We start from the raw sequence: 16,092 nt of genomic DNA on the forward strand, positions 1-16,092 counted from the left end.
CCAGGGTGGAGCGCAGCCTCCGCTCCTGAACGTCACGAACCGGCTCGGATCAACTGACGGCGGACATACCGCGACAGGCCGGAAGTGATCGCGGCCGCCCTGCTCATTGGAGGCGAGGAGCGGACCTGCCTTTCTCGCAATCCGCTCGTCCACCGATTAGGCCCCGCCCCGATCCACGCTCGGCTCCCCGTCGTTTCAGCTCGTCGATATTTGTCCGGACGCATGTCGACGGGAGTCGCCCGAGGCCGCAGATGATCGTCCGCGTTCACCGCGATTGCGCACAGCCGATGCGACGAGAACGTAGAAGAGAGGTGTCGCGAAGATCGCGAGGAGTGTCGCGGCGATCATGCCTCCGAAGACACCGGTGCCAATCGCACGCTGGCTGTTCATGCTCGCACCAGTCGCTATCGCCAAGGGCACGACGCCGAGAATGAAGGCGAAGGAAGTCATGATGATAGGCCGGAAACGCAGTTCGCAGGCCTCGAGCGCGGCTTCTTGGACGGAGCGTCCTTGAGCCACCAGATCCTTCGCCACCTCGATGATCAGGATAGCATTCTTGGCAGTCAGGCCGATGACAGTGATAAGCCCCACCTTGAAGTAGACATCGTTCGGCATTTCACGAAAGAGCACCGCGAGTACCGATCCGAAAACACCGGTCGGGACGACGAGCAAGACAGCTAATGGGATCGACCAACTTTCGTAGAGGGCTGCAAGACACAGGAAGACGCAGAACAAAGACAACGCCAAAAGATAGATGGCTTGGCTGCCGGAAAGCTTTTCCTGCAGGGATTGTCCCGACCAGGCAAAGTCGAAGCCCTGCGGCAACTGAGTGGCCAGTCGTTCCATCTCGGCCATGGCATCACCGCTGGCGTGCCCCGGGGCCGCGCTGCCCGAAAACTTGATGCTTGGATAGCCGTTGAAGCCCACAACCTGGGCCGGTCCCATGGTCCAGCGGATCTGCGCGAACGATTGAAGAGGCACCATCTGTCCTTGTCGGTTCCGTACGTACAGGTCGAGGAGGTCTTCCGCCTTCATGCGACGGGCTGCTTCGGCCTGCACGATGACGCGTTGCATCCGGGCTTGGTTGGGGAAGTCGTTGACATAGGCGGAGCCGAGGCTTGTCGAAAGTGTGCCGTTGATGTCCGCGAATGTAACCCCTAGCGCGTTGGCCTTCTGTCGATCGATGACGAGCTCGACCTGCGGCGCCGTAGGGAGGCCTTCGACGTAGACCCCGGCGAGAACCGGGCTCTGGCCGGCGGCTTTCAGCAACTGGTCTCGGGCTGCGGCGAGGGCGGCATATCCCCGTTGCGCCTTGTCCTGGAGCCTGAAGCTGAAACCGCTCGAGTTGCCGAGCGCCTCGATCGGAGGCGGAGCCAGTGACATCGCGGCGGCATCGGGCATTTCGACGAACGCCGCATTCGCACGCGCGGTGATCGATGCCGCGCTGTCCTCCTTCCCACGCTCCTTCCAGTCCTTCAGCGTCACGAAGGCGAGACCGACATTCTGGCCTTGTCCGGAAAAGCCATATCCGAGGATCGTCGTCCTGCTTCTGACGGCTTGCTCCCCGGCAAAGTGCTTCTCGATGCGCTTCACCGCATCGAGGGTCCGATCCATCGAGGACTCCGGCGGCGTCTGAAGATCGACGATGGCGTAACCCTGATCTTCGATCGGCAGGAAGCTCGATGGCAGACGCTGGAGTCCGAGAACAAGGCCGCAGACCAGCGCGGCATAGACCAGGAGTCCTCTCAGCGGGCGTTTGAGCACGCCGCCGACGCCTAAGCGGTAGGCCTGCGTGCCGGTTCGAAAGGTTCGGTTGAACCAGCCGAAGAATCCGCTTTTGGAATGCCCATGGCCCGCCTCGATCGGCTTGAGCAACGTGGCACAGAGGGCAGGCGTCAAGGACAGCGCGAGGAAGGCCGAGAAGGCGATCGAAGTCGCCATGCTGACCGCGAACTGGCGGTAGATGATGCCGACCGACCCGGGGAAGAATGCCATGGGGATGAAGACCGCGATCAGCACCAGCGTGATGCCGACGATCGCGCCCGTGATTTGTCCCATCGCCTTCTGCGTCGCGATGCGGGGCGGCAGGCCCTCCTCGGACATGATGCGCTCGACATTCTCGACCACGACGATGGCATCGTCCACCAGGATGCCGATCGCGAGCACCATTCCGAACATCGTCAGGACGTTGATCGAGAATCCCGCTAGCAGCAGCGCACCGCATGTGCCGAGCAATGCGACGGGAACGACGATAGTCGGGATCAGCGTGTAGCGAAGGTTCTGCAGGAACAGGAACATAACCACGAAGACCAGCACCATCGCCTCGACCAGGGTGTGCAGGACCTTCTCGATCGAGATCTCAACGAATGGCGTGGTGTCGTAGGGTACCCGGATCCGGACGTCGGGCGGCAGCGTCCGCTGGAGTTGAGCGATCTTGGCATGAACGCCCCGGGCGGTCGCCAAGGCGTTCCCTCCGGGGGCCAATTGAATACCGATGCCGGCGGCCGGATGCCCATCAAGCCGCGTCTGGAACTGATAGGCCTGGCCCGCAAGTTCCACTTCGGCGACATCGCGCAGGCGGACGATCGAGCCGTCGGCGTTTGCCCGAAGGACGATCTCCTCGAATTCGCGAACCGAGCCGAGTTGCCCTCTCACTTGGACGGTGGCGGCAATCCGCTGCCCGTCCTTGGCCGGCATCGCGCCGACGCTGCCCGACGCGATCTGCGCATTCTGAGCCTCGATCGCGGCCGTGACGTCGCCGGCCGTAAGGTTGAGGCCGACGAGTTTTGACGGATCGATCCAGACGCGGAGGGCCTTCTCGGCCGAGAACAGCGTCGCGCGCCCCACTCCGGGCACGCGCCGGAGTTCGCCCAGGACGCGGCGAGCGGAGAGGTCGCCGAGATCCACCTCGCTCATGGATCCGTCGGCGGATCCTACCGTCACGAATTGCAGGAAGGCCGTGCTGGCCTCCTCGATGAGAACGCCTTGCTGCGTCACGGCCTTCGGGAGGCGCGCTTCGATCCGCTTGATGCGGTTCTGGACCGCGACGGTGGCTTTCGACGCATCGGTGCCCGGCGTGAAGGACGCCGTGATCAGGGCTTGTCCCGACGTGTCGCTCGTGGACTCGAAGTACATGAGGCCCGGAATGCCGTTCAGCTCCTCCTCGATGACGCGCGTGACACCGTCGTAGAGACGCTCGGGAGGCGCACCGGGGTAGGTCGCCGTGACCTGGATCGTCACGGGGGCGACGTCAGGATATTGGGAGATCGGCAGGAAGACGATCGAGATGGCTCCGACCAGCATGATGAAGATCGAGATTGCCCATGCGAAAATGGGGCGGCCTATGAAGAAGGTTGTCATAATCAACAGCTCAAGCGAACAATGCGGGGTTATGACCGATTAGGGGTGCGCCGGTGCCTCCGCCCGAACCGGGGCGACCTCGGCGACAGGTTTTACGGTGACGCCCGACTGAAGCTTCTGGAAACCTTCGACGACGACGGTTTCGCCAGGCTTGAGCCCTTCCTCGACGACCCACCCGGCCTCGGTGAGGGCACCGGTTCGAATCGGCCTGAGCATCGCCTTGTTGTCGGGACCGACCACGAACGCCTGCGCTTCCCCGGCACTGCTCCGTTGAATCGCCTGGGGCGGTATGATTGTCGCTTCCGCCTTCATCCCGCGTTCGGCGCGCACACGCACGTAGGTACCCGGCAACAGGGCGGCCTGAGGGTTGGGAAACGTCGCGCGCAGGCTGACCTGCCCCGTGCCTGGATCGACGCTGATGTCCGAGAACAGGAGCTTGCCGGCGCCCGCGTGAAGGGAACCGTTCCTCTCGACGAGCCGAACTTCGATCGCTCCCCGGGCGACACGTGCCGTGATCGGGGAGGGATCGTCCGCCGACTGGGTGAAATCTGCGTAGATGGGATCGATCTGCTGGACGACGGCCAGCTTCGTGGCGTCGCCCTGCCCGACGAGCGTGCCTTCCGTCACAAGGGCGCGACCGATTCGGCCCGCGATCGGCGCTCGTACCGTGGCATGGTCGAGATCGATCTTTGCTCTCGTGAGCTGCGCCCTGGCACTGGCAACGTCGGCGTCCGCTTGATGCAGATTGGCTTGGGCGATGTCGTATTGCGCGGTGCTTGCCGCCTGTCGTTCCAGAAGCGTATCGGTTCTTTCGGCCTGACGTTTCGCCTGGATGCGTGTCGCGTCGGCCCGGGCAAGCGCGGCAGCCTTGGCGTCGACCTCTGCCTTGTAGACAGACGGGTCGATCAGAAACAGGACGTCGCCTTTCTGGACGATGCTCCCTTCCTCGAACGTGCGTTCCTGGATGATTCCGGACACCTGCGCACGAACTTCAGCGACGCGGGTGGATGCGAGCCGTCCAGGCATGTCGATAGAGAGCGGCATCGCGATGGAGCCCACCGTCGCGGTGGCGACCGGAGGGGGGGCCGTCGTATCGGACCTCGAGGAAGCACCTTTCTCGTTCGGCTGGCACCCTATCCCGCCTAGCAGGATCATCGTGGCGAGTACGGTCGGTGCGGTGGCATAGCGGTGTAAGAGCATCGTCCATCCAAGCGGCTGGCGGATCGCCGTGACAAGCGCCTTGCTAACAGCGCGCGCTTTAATAATACATACGTATGGAATTGAAAGGGGAAAAGCGGTGGGACGCTCGCGAACAATCGATCGGGAGAAGGTGCTCGACGTAGCGGAGGAGATCGTTCGCCGAGGCGGCGCGACCGCTCTGACGTTCGAAAATGTAGCCGGAGCGGCCGGCATCACCAAGGGGGGGGTTCAATATTGCTTCGGCGACAAGGACGGCTTGGTGGCAGCGATGATTGATCGATGGGTCGCGGCCTTCGATGCGGAAGTCGAACGCAATTCGACAGCCGGTGGGGGAACGCTGGACATGACCCGAGGCTACGTCATCGCATCGGGCCGTTTCGACGCCACTACGCAAGCGAAGATGGTGGGTATGCTTGTGACGCTTCTTCAGACGAACAAGCATCTGCCGAATATCCGTAAATGGTATGCCGGCTGGATTGGAAAATTTAATACAATTTCTGAATTAGATCGCAGAGCAAGAACAGCTTTTTTCGCGGCAGAAGGCGCGTTTTTTGTGAGAAGTCTTGGGCTCATTGAAATGGATCAGACAGCTTGGGAGGCAATTTTCGATGATATACTAGAGATAATAAGTTCGGAATAATAATTGAGGATCGGATGGAATATGGACGATCGTGCGCGGTCGATGCCGTGGGAATAATCGTTCATGCACGATACGGCCCGCAAAATGAAGCCATACTCGGTCACGCCTACCGCTCGGCCGTCACCCTGATATGACCTCCGTCTATTCGAGCCTGACTACGGGACGCTTGAGAAATTGCTCGGCGTCCCACTCCATCGGAAGGCGCGTGTCCGATCCGTCGTCCCTGCGCTCGCCCTCGACGTGTGGCCGAGCTACGAACTCTCCCGCGCGGGCTTCAAGGCCGATCGCGTTCGGCCGAGGCCGAGCCCCCCGCATCCTCCCCGCGGCGGTCGGGGCCCCGATCAAATGGCTGCCGAGCCCCTTCCGGAAGCTGGTCATGGACCGGCCGGAGAAAGACTCGTCGATTGCCGGCGTTACGCCATCTTGGAGGAGAACCATCTCAAGCAAGTGGACGTGCTCATAACTATCTGTTTACCGGACCCGAACTCCTTGCCTCGACCAATCGGCCGGGCTCCTCGTACTGCAACAACGCGCAGAACAAGGTCGAAGAATGGTATGGCGACGCCGAGAGCCTCAGGCTGCGGCATCCGCGCGGCCTTCGAGTTCGCCTTCGGGTTTCGCTTCGCCATCGTGCAAAAAGAACCGAAGACGGCGGAATGGCTGTTCGACCTGCTCGTCAAACTTCGGCACGAAGATGACGCATACCATGCGACTTGCCTCGTCCTGATGGAATACGCCGACGAGGCCGCAATGCCGGACACCGGCGCCGGCCGACCAAAGCCGGCATATTGGAACCCGGAACCGAGCCCGAAGCCGAAGGCCGGGACGTTCAGGCCGCGATCCCCGCCGCCACAATCGGTCAGGTCATCATCCGCCTCCCGAAGGTGGCCATACGTCTAGATCTCATGCCGGCGGAACTCTCGGGCCCGGCCGGTTCCCTGCCTCCCTCGTGACGAGGGTTCTCGACGCCACACCCGTCAAAACGCATGCAGAAGCGCGTCGTGGCCGGATCGCGCCGAAATCCACCCTCCGCCCCACGCCGTGGCAGGTTTGGCTCGACATCCCGGATCGGCTAGGATTCGGAGGCGTGCTTGTGTGCCCGGGATGGGATCACGGCGGCGCGGTCGAGGATGCTCCTCTCGGCGCGACTTCCACTACGTAGGGAGGGACGGATGACATTGGCTGAGCGTGTCGCCCGCCTGGAGGATGAGCTTGCGTACCTGCGCGCCATCGTGGACGGTGGGGAGGCCGAGGCCCGCGAGGCGATCATGGTCGTCATCGGCCTCCTGGCGAGTTTCGCCGCGAATTCCGGCGTGCTCGACTACGATCGATTGATTGCGTTACTGACCGAGGAAGTGGACCCGCAACCGGCCGTGGACGACCGGACGGGTATGTACGTCCGCGGCATCCGCCTCATCCTCGCCTACTACCGCGACTTTGAGAGGGACGCCCGCGAGCCTTCTGCGCTCGACCTCGACGACTTGAACGCAGACGAGACCAGAGCCTTTCTCCGGCGTGCCGCCGCAACGGTCGAGCTCGAGCGCGGGGCCCGTTCGGCGGAACAAAGAACAGCGCCCTGATAAACAGCGACCGGTGTCGGACGGATCCACGCACTATGGACATGCGGTCCCTCAATCATGCCTGGATATCCCCTCCCCGGGCGAAGTCCGAACGCGGGACAGCGCCCCGGTGGGGCTCGTGCGACCGGTCCGGCAAGGCAGTCCGATGATGTTCGCGGATCCGGCATGGCGATGATGCAGGCCGGAAGCGTCGCGCCAAAGGGCATCACCGTCTCGCGCCGCATCCGGCGTCGCAGAACGACCCGACCAGCAGCATCCTGCCCGACGAGGCTGCAGCTATTCTTGCCCAGATCGATCCCAACTATCGCAATAGCCATCGGTCCGCTCCATTCTTGGTGTGAGCCAAACTGCAAACCTAGCAGTGAAGGCCAGTGAAGAGTGGGCCATCCATAAAGGGGGAACAGAATCAAGCCATCAGCCGCTCGCGGGGCCGGCGCACGACGAAGATCCACACGCTCACCGACCGCTTCTGCAGCCCGTTCGCTTTCCTGCTGACCGACGGTCAGGTCGCCGATTGCGGGGCCGGCGCGCCGCTGCTCGAACGTCTACCCGCCTGCCGCATCGTACGTCAGACATGGGCTATGATAGTGACGTCAACCGTAGGCAGATCGAGTCGACTGCGGCTGTACCGAACATCCCGCTCAAGATCACCGCCGGTGGAAGCCGTGCTTCTCGCCCGTGCTGTATCGCGGGCGAAACGCCATCGAGGGCACGTTCGGCCGCCTCAAGGAATTCCGCCGCATCGCCAACCCACTACGATTGGCTCGCCCGCAACCACCTCGCTGCCGTCTGCATCGCCGCAACCGTCAGCTACTGTTTATGGGTCCTGACCGTAAGATGCGTGCAGCAAGGCGCGTGATCGCCAAGATCAAGCTGCCCCGGTTGGATTGTGGGCCGGACGTCGAGGAGATGGGCCCGAAAGCTGGTGACACCATACCGGAATCCGGCTCCCGCGCCACCGGACGGGCCAGACCTCGTGAGCCGGCCGCAAGATAAAACCACGAGGTTCGGGCTGAACGCCAAGTATGGCAGCACCCCGATTCGCGGGGCGGGGCACGCCGTTGCGCGAGATTAGTCCCCTTGATAAACAGGCGATCGGGCGATGGCCCCGGAGGTGCGTCCGCGGTGTCGGCCCCAAAGCCGCTCATGCACCGCACCGCCGGCGGCCCGGGAGCCACCGCGCATTACATCCGACGCCGGCTCCCGCACGGCGGTGGCGACCGTGGTGGGTTGACCCAGCGGAGCGATCGGTATCCGAGTCGGCGGAATCGCGGCCCAGTCACCCGCGCCGCCCCGCCTGCGGCGGCGCCTGCATCGCAGCAGCTACCGCAAGCTGTGAGTCGCGCCCGCAGAATGGAAGCCCAGGTCCCGAAATCAGTTGTCGCGCGGGGCCTCGGCCATGGACCAAACTTGCCCGATCTCGTGAGCTCGGAGCGCAGCCAACTGCTCGTCAGTCGCACGATGAAATTTTCCATCGCCTTCATGGAATAGCTCTATCGAGACAAAATCATCCTTGGGAATGAGAGGGCGATAGAAGTAGTAATTTGCGACATTGACTTTCCCTCCAGAGAACTCGATTTCAAAGTCATACAGCGCCTGACCGACACGACCCTTTGCCCAGACCACCCAATGCTTAAGCTCTCGGTCCGTCGAAGGGATCTTGACGGTGATGCGTACCACCCGCTTGTTGATGGTCTCGCGCCAACGCGAGCCGCTGCTCCGCGCCGCTAATTCCGCCGGCAGTACCGCCAAGCCGCCGGTCGTCACGCCGCGACAACGCGTCGGATCCGGGTCGGTGGTGAGCCATGTTGCGGTGAGCGTCTGCTCGCCTTGTTCCCCAATGATGACGTCGCCCTTTTGAAGGCCTCCGTGCTCCAGAATCATCGGAAGATGACCGAACGAAGTGAAGTGATAAAGTATCATGATTGCAGGCCAACATTTGTCTCACTTGATAGCAGATTATCGGCGATTATTTTAAGTTATATGAACCTGACCGCCAAATTTGGTCCGAATATCTTTCACTATTACTTTGTATTGGCGAGATATAAACAAATTTGCATTCAAATTGAAGAGGTTTTTTTAGCCTTAACGATCGCTCTTTTAGCCAATGCCATCGAACGCTCTGGCGGGGCGGATCTCTCGAATGGATCGCCGAAGCCCGCCGACACCTCCGTAGTGGGCGAGTTTCAGCTTTGGAATCGGCGGTTTGCATTGCGTCGGCGCATGCACAGGAGCGGGCTGGCGTTTGCGTCCATGACTGCGCCCGCCATCGCCGTGACCTATGCCTTTTTCCCAGACAAGCCCCCCGATCGCCGGATCAAGCGCCCGCCATGGAAGGCCTCCGGTCCTTATCGAGAGGGCACGGGCCGGACGACCTCCATCGGACCGGACACCCGACTACTAGGGCGGCTCTGCAAAGGGTTCACAGGCCGCGGGATCGGCCCCATGTGGGCCTGATGCGACGCTTTGAACTGACTGACGCGCAGTGGGAGCAGATCGCCCCGCTGCTGCCTCCGCAGAAGCCGCGCACGGGCTGGCCCGCCGAGGATCACCGCCAAGTGCTCAACGGCATGCTCTGGATCCTGCGTACCGGTGCTCCCTGGGAGGACCTGCCGGCCCGCTACGGGGCGGTCGGAACCGTGTCGAGCCGGTTCTACCGCTGGCGCAAGGCCGGCGTGTTCGACCGGGTGCTGCAGCGCCTGCAGGCGCAGGCGGACGCCCGCGGCGCCCTGGACTGGGATCTGCACTTCGTGGACGCCACGGTGGTGCGCGCCCACCAGCACGCCGCCGGGGCACGCCGGTCCGGCGCCATCGGGGGGTGAGGCGACCGTCGAGGGCGTGGGCGAAGCGCTCGGGCGCAGCCAGGGCGGGTTCTCCACCAAGCTGCATCTGCGCGCCGAGGGCGGCGGCAAGCCGATCGCGGCGGTGCTGACGGCCGGCGAAAGGCACGAGCAGTTCGCACTGGACGCCTTGATGGACAAGGGCGCGGTGCCGCGCTCAGGGCGAGGCCGCCCGCGCCTACGGCCCCGTAGGACGGCAGGGGACCGGGGTTACTCCAGTCCGCCGGCGCGTTGTCGCCTCAGGCAGCGTCGGATCGAGCCGGTCATCCCGACCCGCAAGGACCAGCCGCGTCAGCCCGACTTTGACAAGGCCGCGTACCGCGAGCGCAACAAGGTCGAGCGGCTGATCAACCGCCTCAAGCAGTATCGCCGCATCGCCACCCGCTACGAGAAGCGGGCTGCCAACTACCTCGCCATGGTCACCCTCGGCATGACCATACTCTGGCTCACATGAGTTTGCAGAGACGCCCTAGGCCCAAACGGGGTGAGCGGGAGCCGTCGCGCGTAGCGGCGATTCAGATGGGATGAATGCCATTCCCGGGCTGCTCGTGCTCCAGCGCCTGCGTCCCCTCATTCCAGCCTCGTTGCGCGTCATCTCGGTTGCGTCCGAGCCCGTGCACGTGACCGTGATGGCCGTGCCGCGGTAGGCGGCGTCGTGCTGCCCGGTTTGCCCAAGACATTCGGATCGAACCCACGGCTCCTATCAGCGCCGCCTCGACGACCTGCCCTGGCAGGGGCGGTCGGTCGTGTCCCTTGGCGTGGTGTAGCTCGTTGAGAGCCATCGCGATCGCCGGCTTGGGCCGGATTGATCAGGCTGCCAGGGTGGGCAGGCTGACGAGGGGATCATCGCCGATCGGGGCGATGCCTTCCAGGGTGATGTAGCGCGAGCGCTGGACGGCCCGCTCGTCGTTCTGTTCCAGCAGGATCGCGCCGACGAGGCGTGTGATGGCCGCCTCGTTGGGGAAGATGCCGACCACCTCGGTCCAGCGCTTGATCTCGCCGTTGAGGCGTTCCAGCGGGTTCGTGGAGTGCAGCTTGACCCGATGCTGGGTGGGGAAGCCCATGTAGGCCAGCACGTCCGGCTCAGCCTCGTCCATCAGGGCGGCGAGCTTGGGGACCTTCAACCGGAGCTGATCAGCCACGCGCCGCCACTGCTGACGGGCCGCCTCGGCATCGTCCTGGGCAAATGCCGTGGCGATGGAGGCGGAGACGACACGCCGCCCGCTGCGTCCGGCATGGGCGAGCACGTTGCGCATGAAGTGGACGCGGCAACGCTGCCAGGTCGCGTTCATCACCTTGGCCACCGACGCCTTGATGCCCTCGTGGGCGTCCGAGATCACCAGCTTGACCCCGCGCAGGCCGCGGCGCGCCAGCTTGCGGAGAAAGTCCGTCCAGAACGTCTCGGCCTCGGACGGGCCGACATCCATGCCAAGCACCTCGCGACGGCCGTCACCGTTGACGCCCACCGCCACGATTACGGCGACAGAGACGATACGGCCGTCCTGGCGCACCTTCACGTAGGTCGCGTCGATCCAGAGGTAGGGCCACTCGCCCTCGATGGGCCGGGCGAGGAACGCGCCCACGCGCTCGTCGATTTCCTGGCAGAGCCGGCTGACCTGGCTCTTCCCTGGCTCTTCGACACGCCTGTGCCGCCCATCGCTTGGACGAGGTCATCAACCGAGCGGGTCGAGATGCCCTGGATGTAGGCCTCCTGGATCACAGCCGTGAGCGCCTTCTCGGCCATGCGTCGCGGCTCCAGGAAGCCCGGAAAGTAGCTGCCCTTGCGCAGCTTCGGAATGCGCAGCTCGACCGTGCCGGCCCGCGTCTGCCAATCCCGGTCACGGTAGCCGTTGCGCTGGACCAGCCGCTCGGCGCTCTTCTCGCCGTGGGCCGCGACGGTCAGGCCACCGACCTCCAGCTCCATTAGCCGCTCGGCCGCAAAGCCGATCATCTCGCGCAGCAGATCGGCGTCGGCGCTCTTCTCCATCAGCCCGCGCAGGGCCATCATCTCGTCGGTCATCGGGGGTCTCTCGGGTTCGAGGTTGGTGCTCGCAACCCGACCCTACCCGGCATCCGCCGATGACCACCCCGCGAGAGATCCCGCCTGCTACAGCGCGGTGAAGGGCGCGCAGGCGGGCTCTCCCGCTACCGGCGAGCTACACCACCTCCAGGGACACGACCCCGTCATCGGCTGCGCCACGTTGAACCCTTGCATACCCGGGCTTCTCCACCCCGAAGATCTTCCTGCCTACATGACGGGATTGAGCGACCGTCACAGCCTGGCCTGTCGCGCCTCGGCAACGCGAGCGCAAAGTTTCGGGGTCGTATCCGAACGGTCGGCAGCCCATACGTCCAACCACTCGCGCGCCTCCCAAGATGCTCGGACGTGTTCTACAAAGGATATTTTAGTTGCATTTTGCACCGCAACACAGCATGTTCTGCACATAGATTTACCAGCCGCTGAAGTGTCCAATAATTTAGACATGGCGTCTAATTTCTCGGCCTACTCGGCAGTTTGATGTAAATATAATCTAATCTTCAGACACACACATGCGTCTAAATCTCGGCATTGAACCGTATTCATACCGAGCATTGAGAAATTAATTGGAATTCGACAAACAAAGCGCTTCAAACGAGCCAATGATCCCAGCCGACGTTCTGCGTCGGTTCGATCGATGTGGTCCGGAGGCATGGATCCTCTGGGCAGGTTCGAGCGAGGCGCGCTCGTCCTGGGGACACGGCTCCGGAACATCAGAACCGGTCATGCCATCGGGGACGGACTCTCGAAACCATCGAGGTCCCGATCGATGCCGGGGCCGACGCGCCAACCAGGACCGTACGGGCCTTCGGGGTCCGACCGTTCCGAACCACCCAGGTCTGACGAGGCGAAATCGATGCTGATGGCTCACGGGCTGGCCGAGCTGGAACGCGGCGCAAGGTCAGAACTGCCCCTGTTGGAGCTGGTCGGGGTAACAAAGCGCTATCAGGGGACGACCGCCAACGACGGCATCGACCTGAGGATTTCGGAAGGCGAGATCCACGCCGTTCTCGGCGAGAACGGCGCCGGCAAGTCAACTCTGATGAAGCTCATCTTTGGGGTCGTGAGACCGGACGAGGGCACGATACGCTGGAAGGGGACGGACGTATCCATCCGGAATCCCGAGCATGCCCGATCTCTTGGCATCAGCATGGTGTTCCAGCACTTCACGCTCTTCGAGACCGTGACAGTGGCGGAGAACATCGCCCTTACGGTGCCCGGGAGCGTCGCCGAGATCTCGAACAGGATCCGGCAGGCGAGCATCGAGTTCGGCCTGCCGATCGAGCCGGATGCGCTCGTTCATTCGCTCTCGATCGGCGAGAGGCAGAGGGTCGAGATCATACGCTGCCTGCTCCAGAATCCCGAGCTTCTCATCTTGGACGAGCCAACATCCGTCCTACCGCCCCCGAGCGTCGAGCAACTGTTCAAAACGCTACGGGCACTGTCGGAACGCGGCATCTCGATCCTGTACATCAGCCACAAGCTGGAGGAGATCCGTTCACTCTGCCATTCCGCCACCATCCTGCGCCAGGGCCGGGTCACCGGGACGGTTGTCCCGGCCGCCAAGACCGCCGGCGAACTGGCGCGCCTCATGATCGGGAAGGACCTGCCCCGGACCAAGCATCCGCCGGCGAAGGCGGGGGGCGCCGTCCGCCTGCGGGTCGACCGGCTGTCCACGACGGACCCGGACCCGTTCGCGGTCAACCTCGACGACGTATCACTCGAGGTCCGGTCGGGCGAGATCCTTGGGATCGCCGGCGTATCGGGAAACGGTCAGTCGCTCCTCATGAAGCTCCTTTCCGGGGAGCGGACCCTACCGGCCTCCCGACGGGACGCCGTCGAGATGATGGGCGAGTCCATCGGGCATCTCCACGCGGCGGAAAGGCGCAACAAGGGCTTGGCCTTCGTCCCGGAGGAAAGGTTGGGACGCGGCGCCGCCCCGTCGCTATCCCTGTCCGACAACGCCTTTCTGACCGGTCACCGTCGCGGGATGGTGGGCATGGGGCTCGTGCGCAACGCCAAGCGCGACAGTTTCACCGACGCGTGCATCTCCGACCTCGACGTCCGCTGCTCGGGGCGGGTGGCCCCGGCCGCCAGCCTGTCGGGGGGCAACCTGCAGAAGTTCATCGTGGGGCGCGAGATATATACGTCCCCGAAGGTCCTGGTCGTCTCGCAGCCGACCTGGGGCATCGACGTGAACGCCGCGGCGATGGTGCGTCAGAGGCTGATCGACCTTCGCGAGGACGGCGTGGCCATCCTCGTCGTGTCGGAGGAACTCGAGGAGCTCTTCGAAATATCCGACCGCCTCGCGGTCATGTCCAAGGGCAGGCTGTCCCAGGCCATGGACGGCCGTTCCGTGGACGCCGAGATCGTCGGAAGGATGATGATGGGCATGTTCGACCAGCGACCGCAGGATACGCATCGATGATACCTTTGACAGTCGAGGTCACCCGGAGGAAAAGCCCGTCGCGGTGGGGCATGGTCATCGTCCCACTCCTGACCGTCGTGCTGGCGGTCGCCTCCGCGGCGGTGATGTTCTCCGCGTACGGGGCATCCCCGGGAGCCGTCCTGTTCGGCTTCTTCGTCGAGCCCCTGTCGTCCGCCTACAACCTTGGGGAAGTCGCCATCAAGGCGGGACCGCTGATCCTGATCGCCCAGGGATTGGCAATCGGCTTCAGGGCCAAGGTCTGGAACGTCGGCGCAGAGGGACAGCTGATCGTAGGCGCGGTCGCCGCCACCGTGGTGCCCGTCTACCTGCCGGACAGCGACTCGGCGCTGCTCCTGCCCGCGATGATCGTGCTGGCCGCGGCCGCGGGCATGTTGTGGGCGGCAATCGCCGCGCTTTTGCGCACGCGGTTCAACGCGAGCGAAATCATAGTCACGCTGATGCTCACGGAGATCGCGAGGCAGCTGCTGTACTACGCCGTCATGGGGCCGCTGCGCGATCCGGGCGGTTTCAGCTTCCCGCAATCCGTGCCCTTCCAGGATGCGGCCCTGTTCCCCACGTTCGGCGAGACCCGCGCAAACGTCTCGATCCTGATCTGTGTCGCGGCCACGGTCTCGGCCTGGATCTTCGTGACGCGCAGCTTCGCAGGCTTCAGACTCCTGATCGGGGGAGTGTCGCCCGACGCCGCGCGCTATGCAGGATTCTCGCAAACGCAGGCGGTGTGGGTTTCGCTGCTCCTCGGCGGGGCGGCCGCCGGGCTGGCGGGGGTCGGTGAAATCGCTGGCCCTCTCGGCAAGCTGCAGCCGATCCTCACGCCAGGCTACGGGTACGCCGCGATCATCGTGGCCTTCCTCGGCGCGCTCAATCCGATCGCGATCGTGCTCGCCGGGCTCTTCATGGCCGTCATCTACGTGGGCGGCGACAACGCCCTCGCCACCGGCCAGATACCAGCCTCGGCGCCTGCGGTCCTGCAGAGCCTGCTCCTGGTGTACTACCTGGCGTGCGCCTTTTTCGTCAACAACGACATCCGGGTTGGGTTCGTCAGGCGTGTGGGGGCCCAGGCATGAGCGACGCACTCGTTTTCGTGCTGGCGGGCGCGTTCGCGACCGCCACCCCGCTGTTCCTCGCAGCCTTGGGGGAGCTGATCTGCGAGAGATCGGGAGTGTTCAACCTCAGCGTCGAAGGCATGATGTCGATCGGGGCCGTGGTCGCCTTCATAACTGTGACGCACACCGGTTCGCACGCGCTCGGTATGGCCGCGGGCATGCTCGCAGCTACGGCGCTCTCGACTGTCTTCGCCCTCCTGACGCTGCGCCTGCTGGCCAATCAAGTCGTGTCCGGCCTTGCGGTCGGGCTACTTGGCCTGGGCATCTCCGCGATGGTCGGGATGCCGTACGAAGGGGCCGTCACCACTCCGATTCAGCGGCTGCACGTGCCAATCCTGGCGGACGTGCCGATCGTCGGCCCAATCCTGTTCAGCCAGGACGCGGTCGTCTACATGTCCGTCGTCCTCGGTGCGTCGGCCGCTTGGTTCCTGCGCAGGACAAGGGCGGGGCTGACGCTCCGCGTGGTGGGCGAGAACCCACGCTCCGCCCATTCCCTCGGCCTCCGTCCGACCCGCGTCAGGTTTCTCGCCGTCCTTTTCGGGGGCGCGATGGCCGGCCTGGCAGGAGCCTACGCCTCCACCGTCCTGACGCCGCTGTGGTCACAGGGGATGATCGCCGGCCGAGGATGGATCGCCGTCGCTCTGGTCGTGTTCGCGACCTGGAGGCCGACGCGCCTGATGGTGGGGGCGTATTTCTTCGGCGCCGTCTCCCTACTCGATCTCGCCGTTCAGGCGATCGGACTCGGGATCCCGTCCCAACTGATGGCATGCGTCCCGTACGTGTCCACCATCGCCATCCTCGCGATCGTGTCGAGCGACATCGCGCGGATCCGCCTGAACGCCCCGATGTCCCTGGGCGAGAGCTACAGTCCCGCGGCCTGAT

11 protein-coding genes and 3 pseudogenes are annotated in these 16,092 nt (G+C 64.0%); 8 read left to right on the forward strand and 6 right to left on the reverse strand.

The annotated features are described in order from the left end of the window. Positions 1-195 precede the first annotated feature (195 nt). Both MOTC310_RS24155 and MOTC310_RS24160 read right to left on the reverse strand, forming a co-directional pair. A complete protein-coding gene (locus MOTC310_RS24155; RefSeq protein ID WP_331303597.1) occupies positions 196-3,360 on the reverse strand; it encodes an efflux RND transporter permease subunit in 3,165 nt (1,054 codons plus the stop codon). Between the two features lie 39 nt (positions 3,361-3,399). After that, entirely contained in the window at positions 3,400-4,560 is a 1,161-nt protein-coding gene (locus MOTC310_RS24160) for an efflux RND transporter periplasmic adaptor subunit (RefSeq protein ID WP_419539950.1), read from the reverse strand. A 130-nt stretch (positions 4,561-4,690) separates the two neighbouring features. Between MOTC310_RS24160 and MOTC310_RS24165 the strand changes: the two genes are divergently transcribed. Then, on the forward strand, positions 4,691-5,200 hold the full coding sequence (locus MOTC310_RS24165; RefSeq protein WP_331303598.1) for a TetR/AcrR family transcriptional regulator: 510 nt from the start codon (positions 4,691-4,693) through the stop codon (positions 5,198-5,200). A gap of 573 nt (positions 5,201-5,773) precedes the next feature. Here MOTC310_RS24165 and MOTC310_RS24170 read toward each other — a convergent pair. Next, complete coding sequence (locus tag MOTC310_RS24170) at positions 5,774-5,908, reverse strand: hypothetical protein (RefSeq protein ID WP_331303599.1); 135 nt, start codon at positions 5,906-5,908, stop codon at positions 5,774-5,776. A gap of 464 nt (positions 5,909-6,372) precedes the next feature. Between MOTC310_RS24170 and MOTC310_RS24175 the strand changes: the two genes are divergently transcribed. Continuing rightward, positions 6,373-6,780: a hypothetical protein gene (locus MOTC310_RS24175; RefSeq protein WP_331304134.1), complete on the forward strand. Its 408-nt coding sequence runs from the start codon at positions 6,373-6,375 to the stop codon at positions 6,778-6,780. 164 nt (positions 6,781-6,944) lie between these two features. Here the strand turns inward: MOTC310_RS24175 and MOTC310_RS24180 are convergent. Beyond that, positions 6,945-7,097, reverse strand: a pseudogene (locus MOTC310_RS24180) (IS110 family transposase); the annotation flags it as partial. A gap of 78 nt (positions 7,098-7,175) precedes the next feature. Between MOTC310_RS24180 and MOTC310_RS24185 the strand changes: the two are divergent. Then, positions 7,176-7,639: pseudogene (locus tag MOTC310_RS24185) on the forward strand (IS5 family transposase); the annotation flags it as partial. Between the two features lie 515 nt (positions 7,640-8,154). On the opposite strand, the gene MOTC310_RS24190 reads toward MOTC310_RS24185, so the two are convergent. Next, positions 8,155-8,664 carry a hypothetical protein gene (locus MOTC310_RS24190; protein WP_331303600.1) on the reverse strand — a complete coding sequence of 170 codons (510 nt, stop codon included), beginning with the start codon at positions 8,662-8,664 and terminating at the stop codon, positions 8,155-8,157. Positions 8,665-8,670: 6 nt separating this feature from the next. On the opposite strand from MOTC310_RS24190, the gene MOTC310_RS24195 reads away from it, so the two are divergent. Both MOTC310_RS24195 and MOTC310_RS24200 read left to right on the forward strand, forming a co-directional pair. After that, the gene (locus tag MOTC310_RS24195; protein WP_331303601.1) at positions 8,671-9,237 is read left to right on the forward strand and encodes a hypothetical protein; all 567 of its coding nucleotides are present in this window, start codon (positions 8,671-8,673) and stop codon (positions 9,235-9,237) included. Then, positions 9,237-10,074 (forward strand): IS5-like element ISMra2 family transposase gene (locus MOTC310_RS24200; protein ID WP_331303602.1). Its coding sequence is split into 2 segments (ribosomal slippage): positions 9,237-9,593 and positions 9,595-10,074, totalling 837 coding nucleotides; the frame shifts between segments, so codons are not numbered across the junction. The genes MOTC310_RS24195 and MOTC310_RS24200 overlap by 1 nt, the downstream gene beginning before the upstream one ends. Positions 10,075-10,429: 355 nt before the next feature. Here MOTC310_RS24200 and MOTC310_RS24205 read toward each other — a convergent pair. Then, positions 10,430-11,640 (reverse strand): annotated as a pseudogene (locus tag MOTC310_RS24205) (IS256 family transposase). 880 nt (positions 11,641-12,520) lie between these two features. On the opposite strand from MOTC310_RS24205, the gene MOTC310_RS24210 reads away from it, so the two are divergent. From MOTC310_RS24210 to MOTC310_RS24220, 3 genes are read left to right on the forward strand one after another with little or no spacing between them, the layout of a single operon-like run. Beyond that, positions 12,521-14,086 carry an ABC transporter ATP-binding protein gene (locus tag MOTC310_RS24210; protein WP_331303603.1) on the forward strand — a complete coding sequence of 522 codons (1,566 nt, stop codon included), beginning with the start codon at positions 12,521-12,523 and terminating at the stop codon, positions 14,084-14,086. Further along, positions 14,083-15,171 carry an ABC transporter permease gene (locus tag MOTC310_RS24215; RefSeq protein ID WP_331303604.1) on the forward strand — a complete coding sequence of 363 codons (1,089 nt, stop codon included), beginning with the start codon at positions 14,083-14,085 and terminating at the stop codon, positions 15,169-15,171. The genes MOTC310_RS24210 and MOTC310_RS24215 overlap by 4 nt, the downstream gene beginning before the upstream one ends. After that, positions 15,168-16,091, forward strand: coding sequence for an ABC transporter permease (locus MOTC310_RS24220; RefSeq protein ID WP_331303605.1), 924 nt, complete (start codon positions 15,168-15,170; stop codon positions 16,089-16,091). The genes MOTC310_RS24215 and MOTC310_RS24220 overlap by 4 nt, the downstream gene beginning before the upstream one ends. The last annotated feature ends 1 nt before the right edge of the window (position 16,092 follow it).

Source organism: Methylobacterium oryzae (genome assembly GCF_036441375.1).
Classification (GTDB): domain Bacteria; phylum Pseudomonadota; class Alphaproteobacteria; order Rhizobiales; family Beijerinckiaceae; genus Methylobacterium; species Methylobacterium oryzae_A.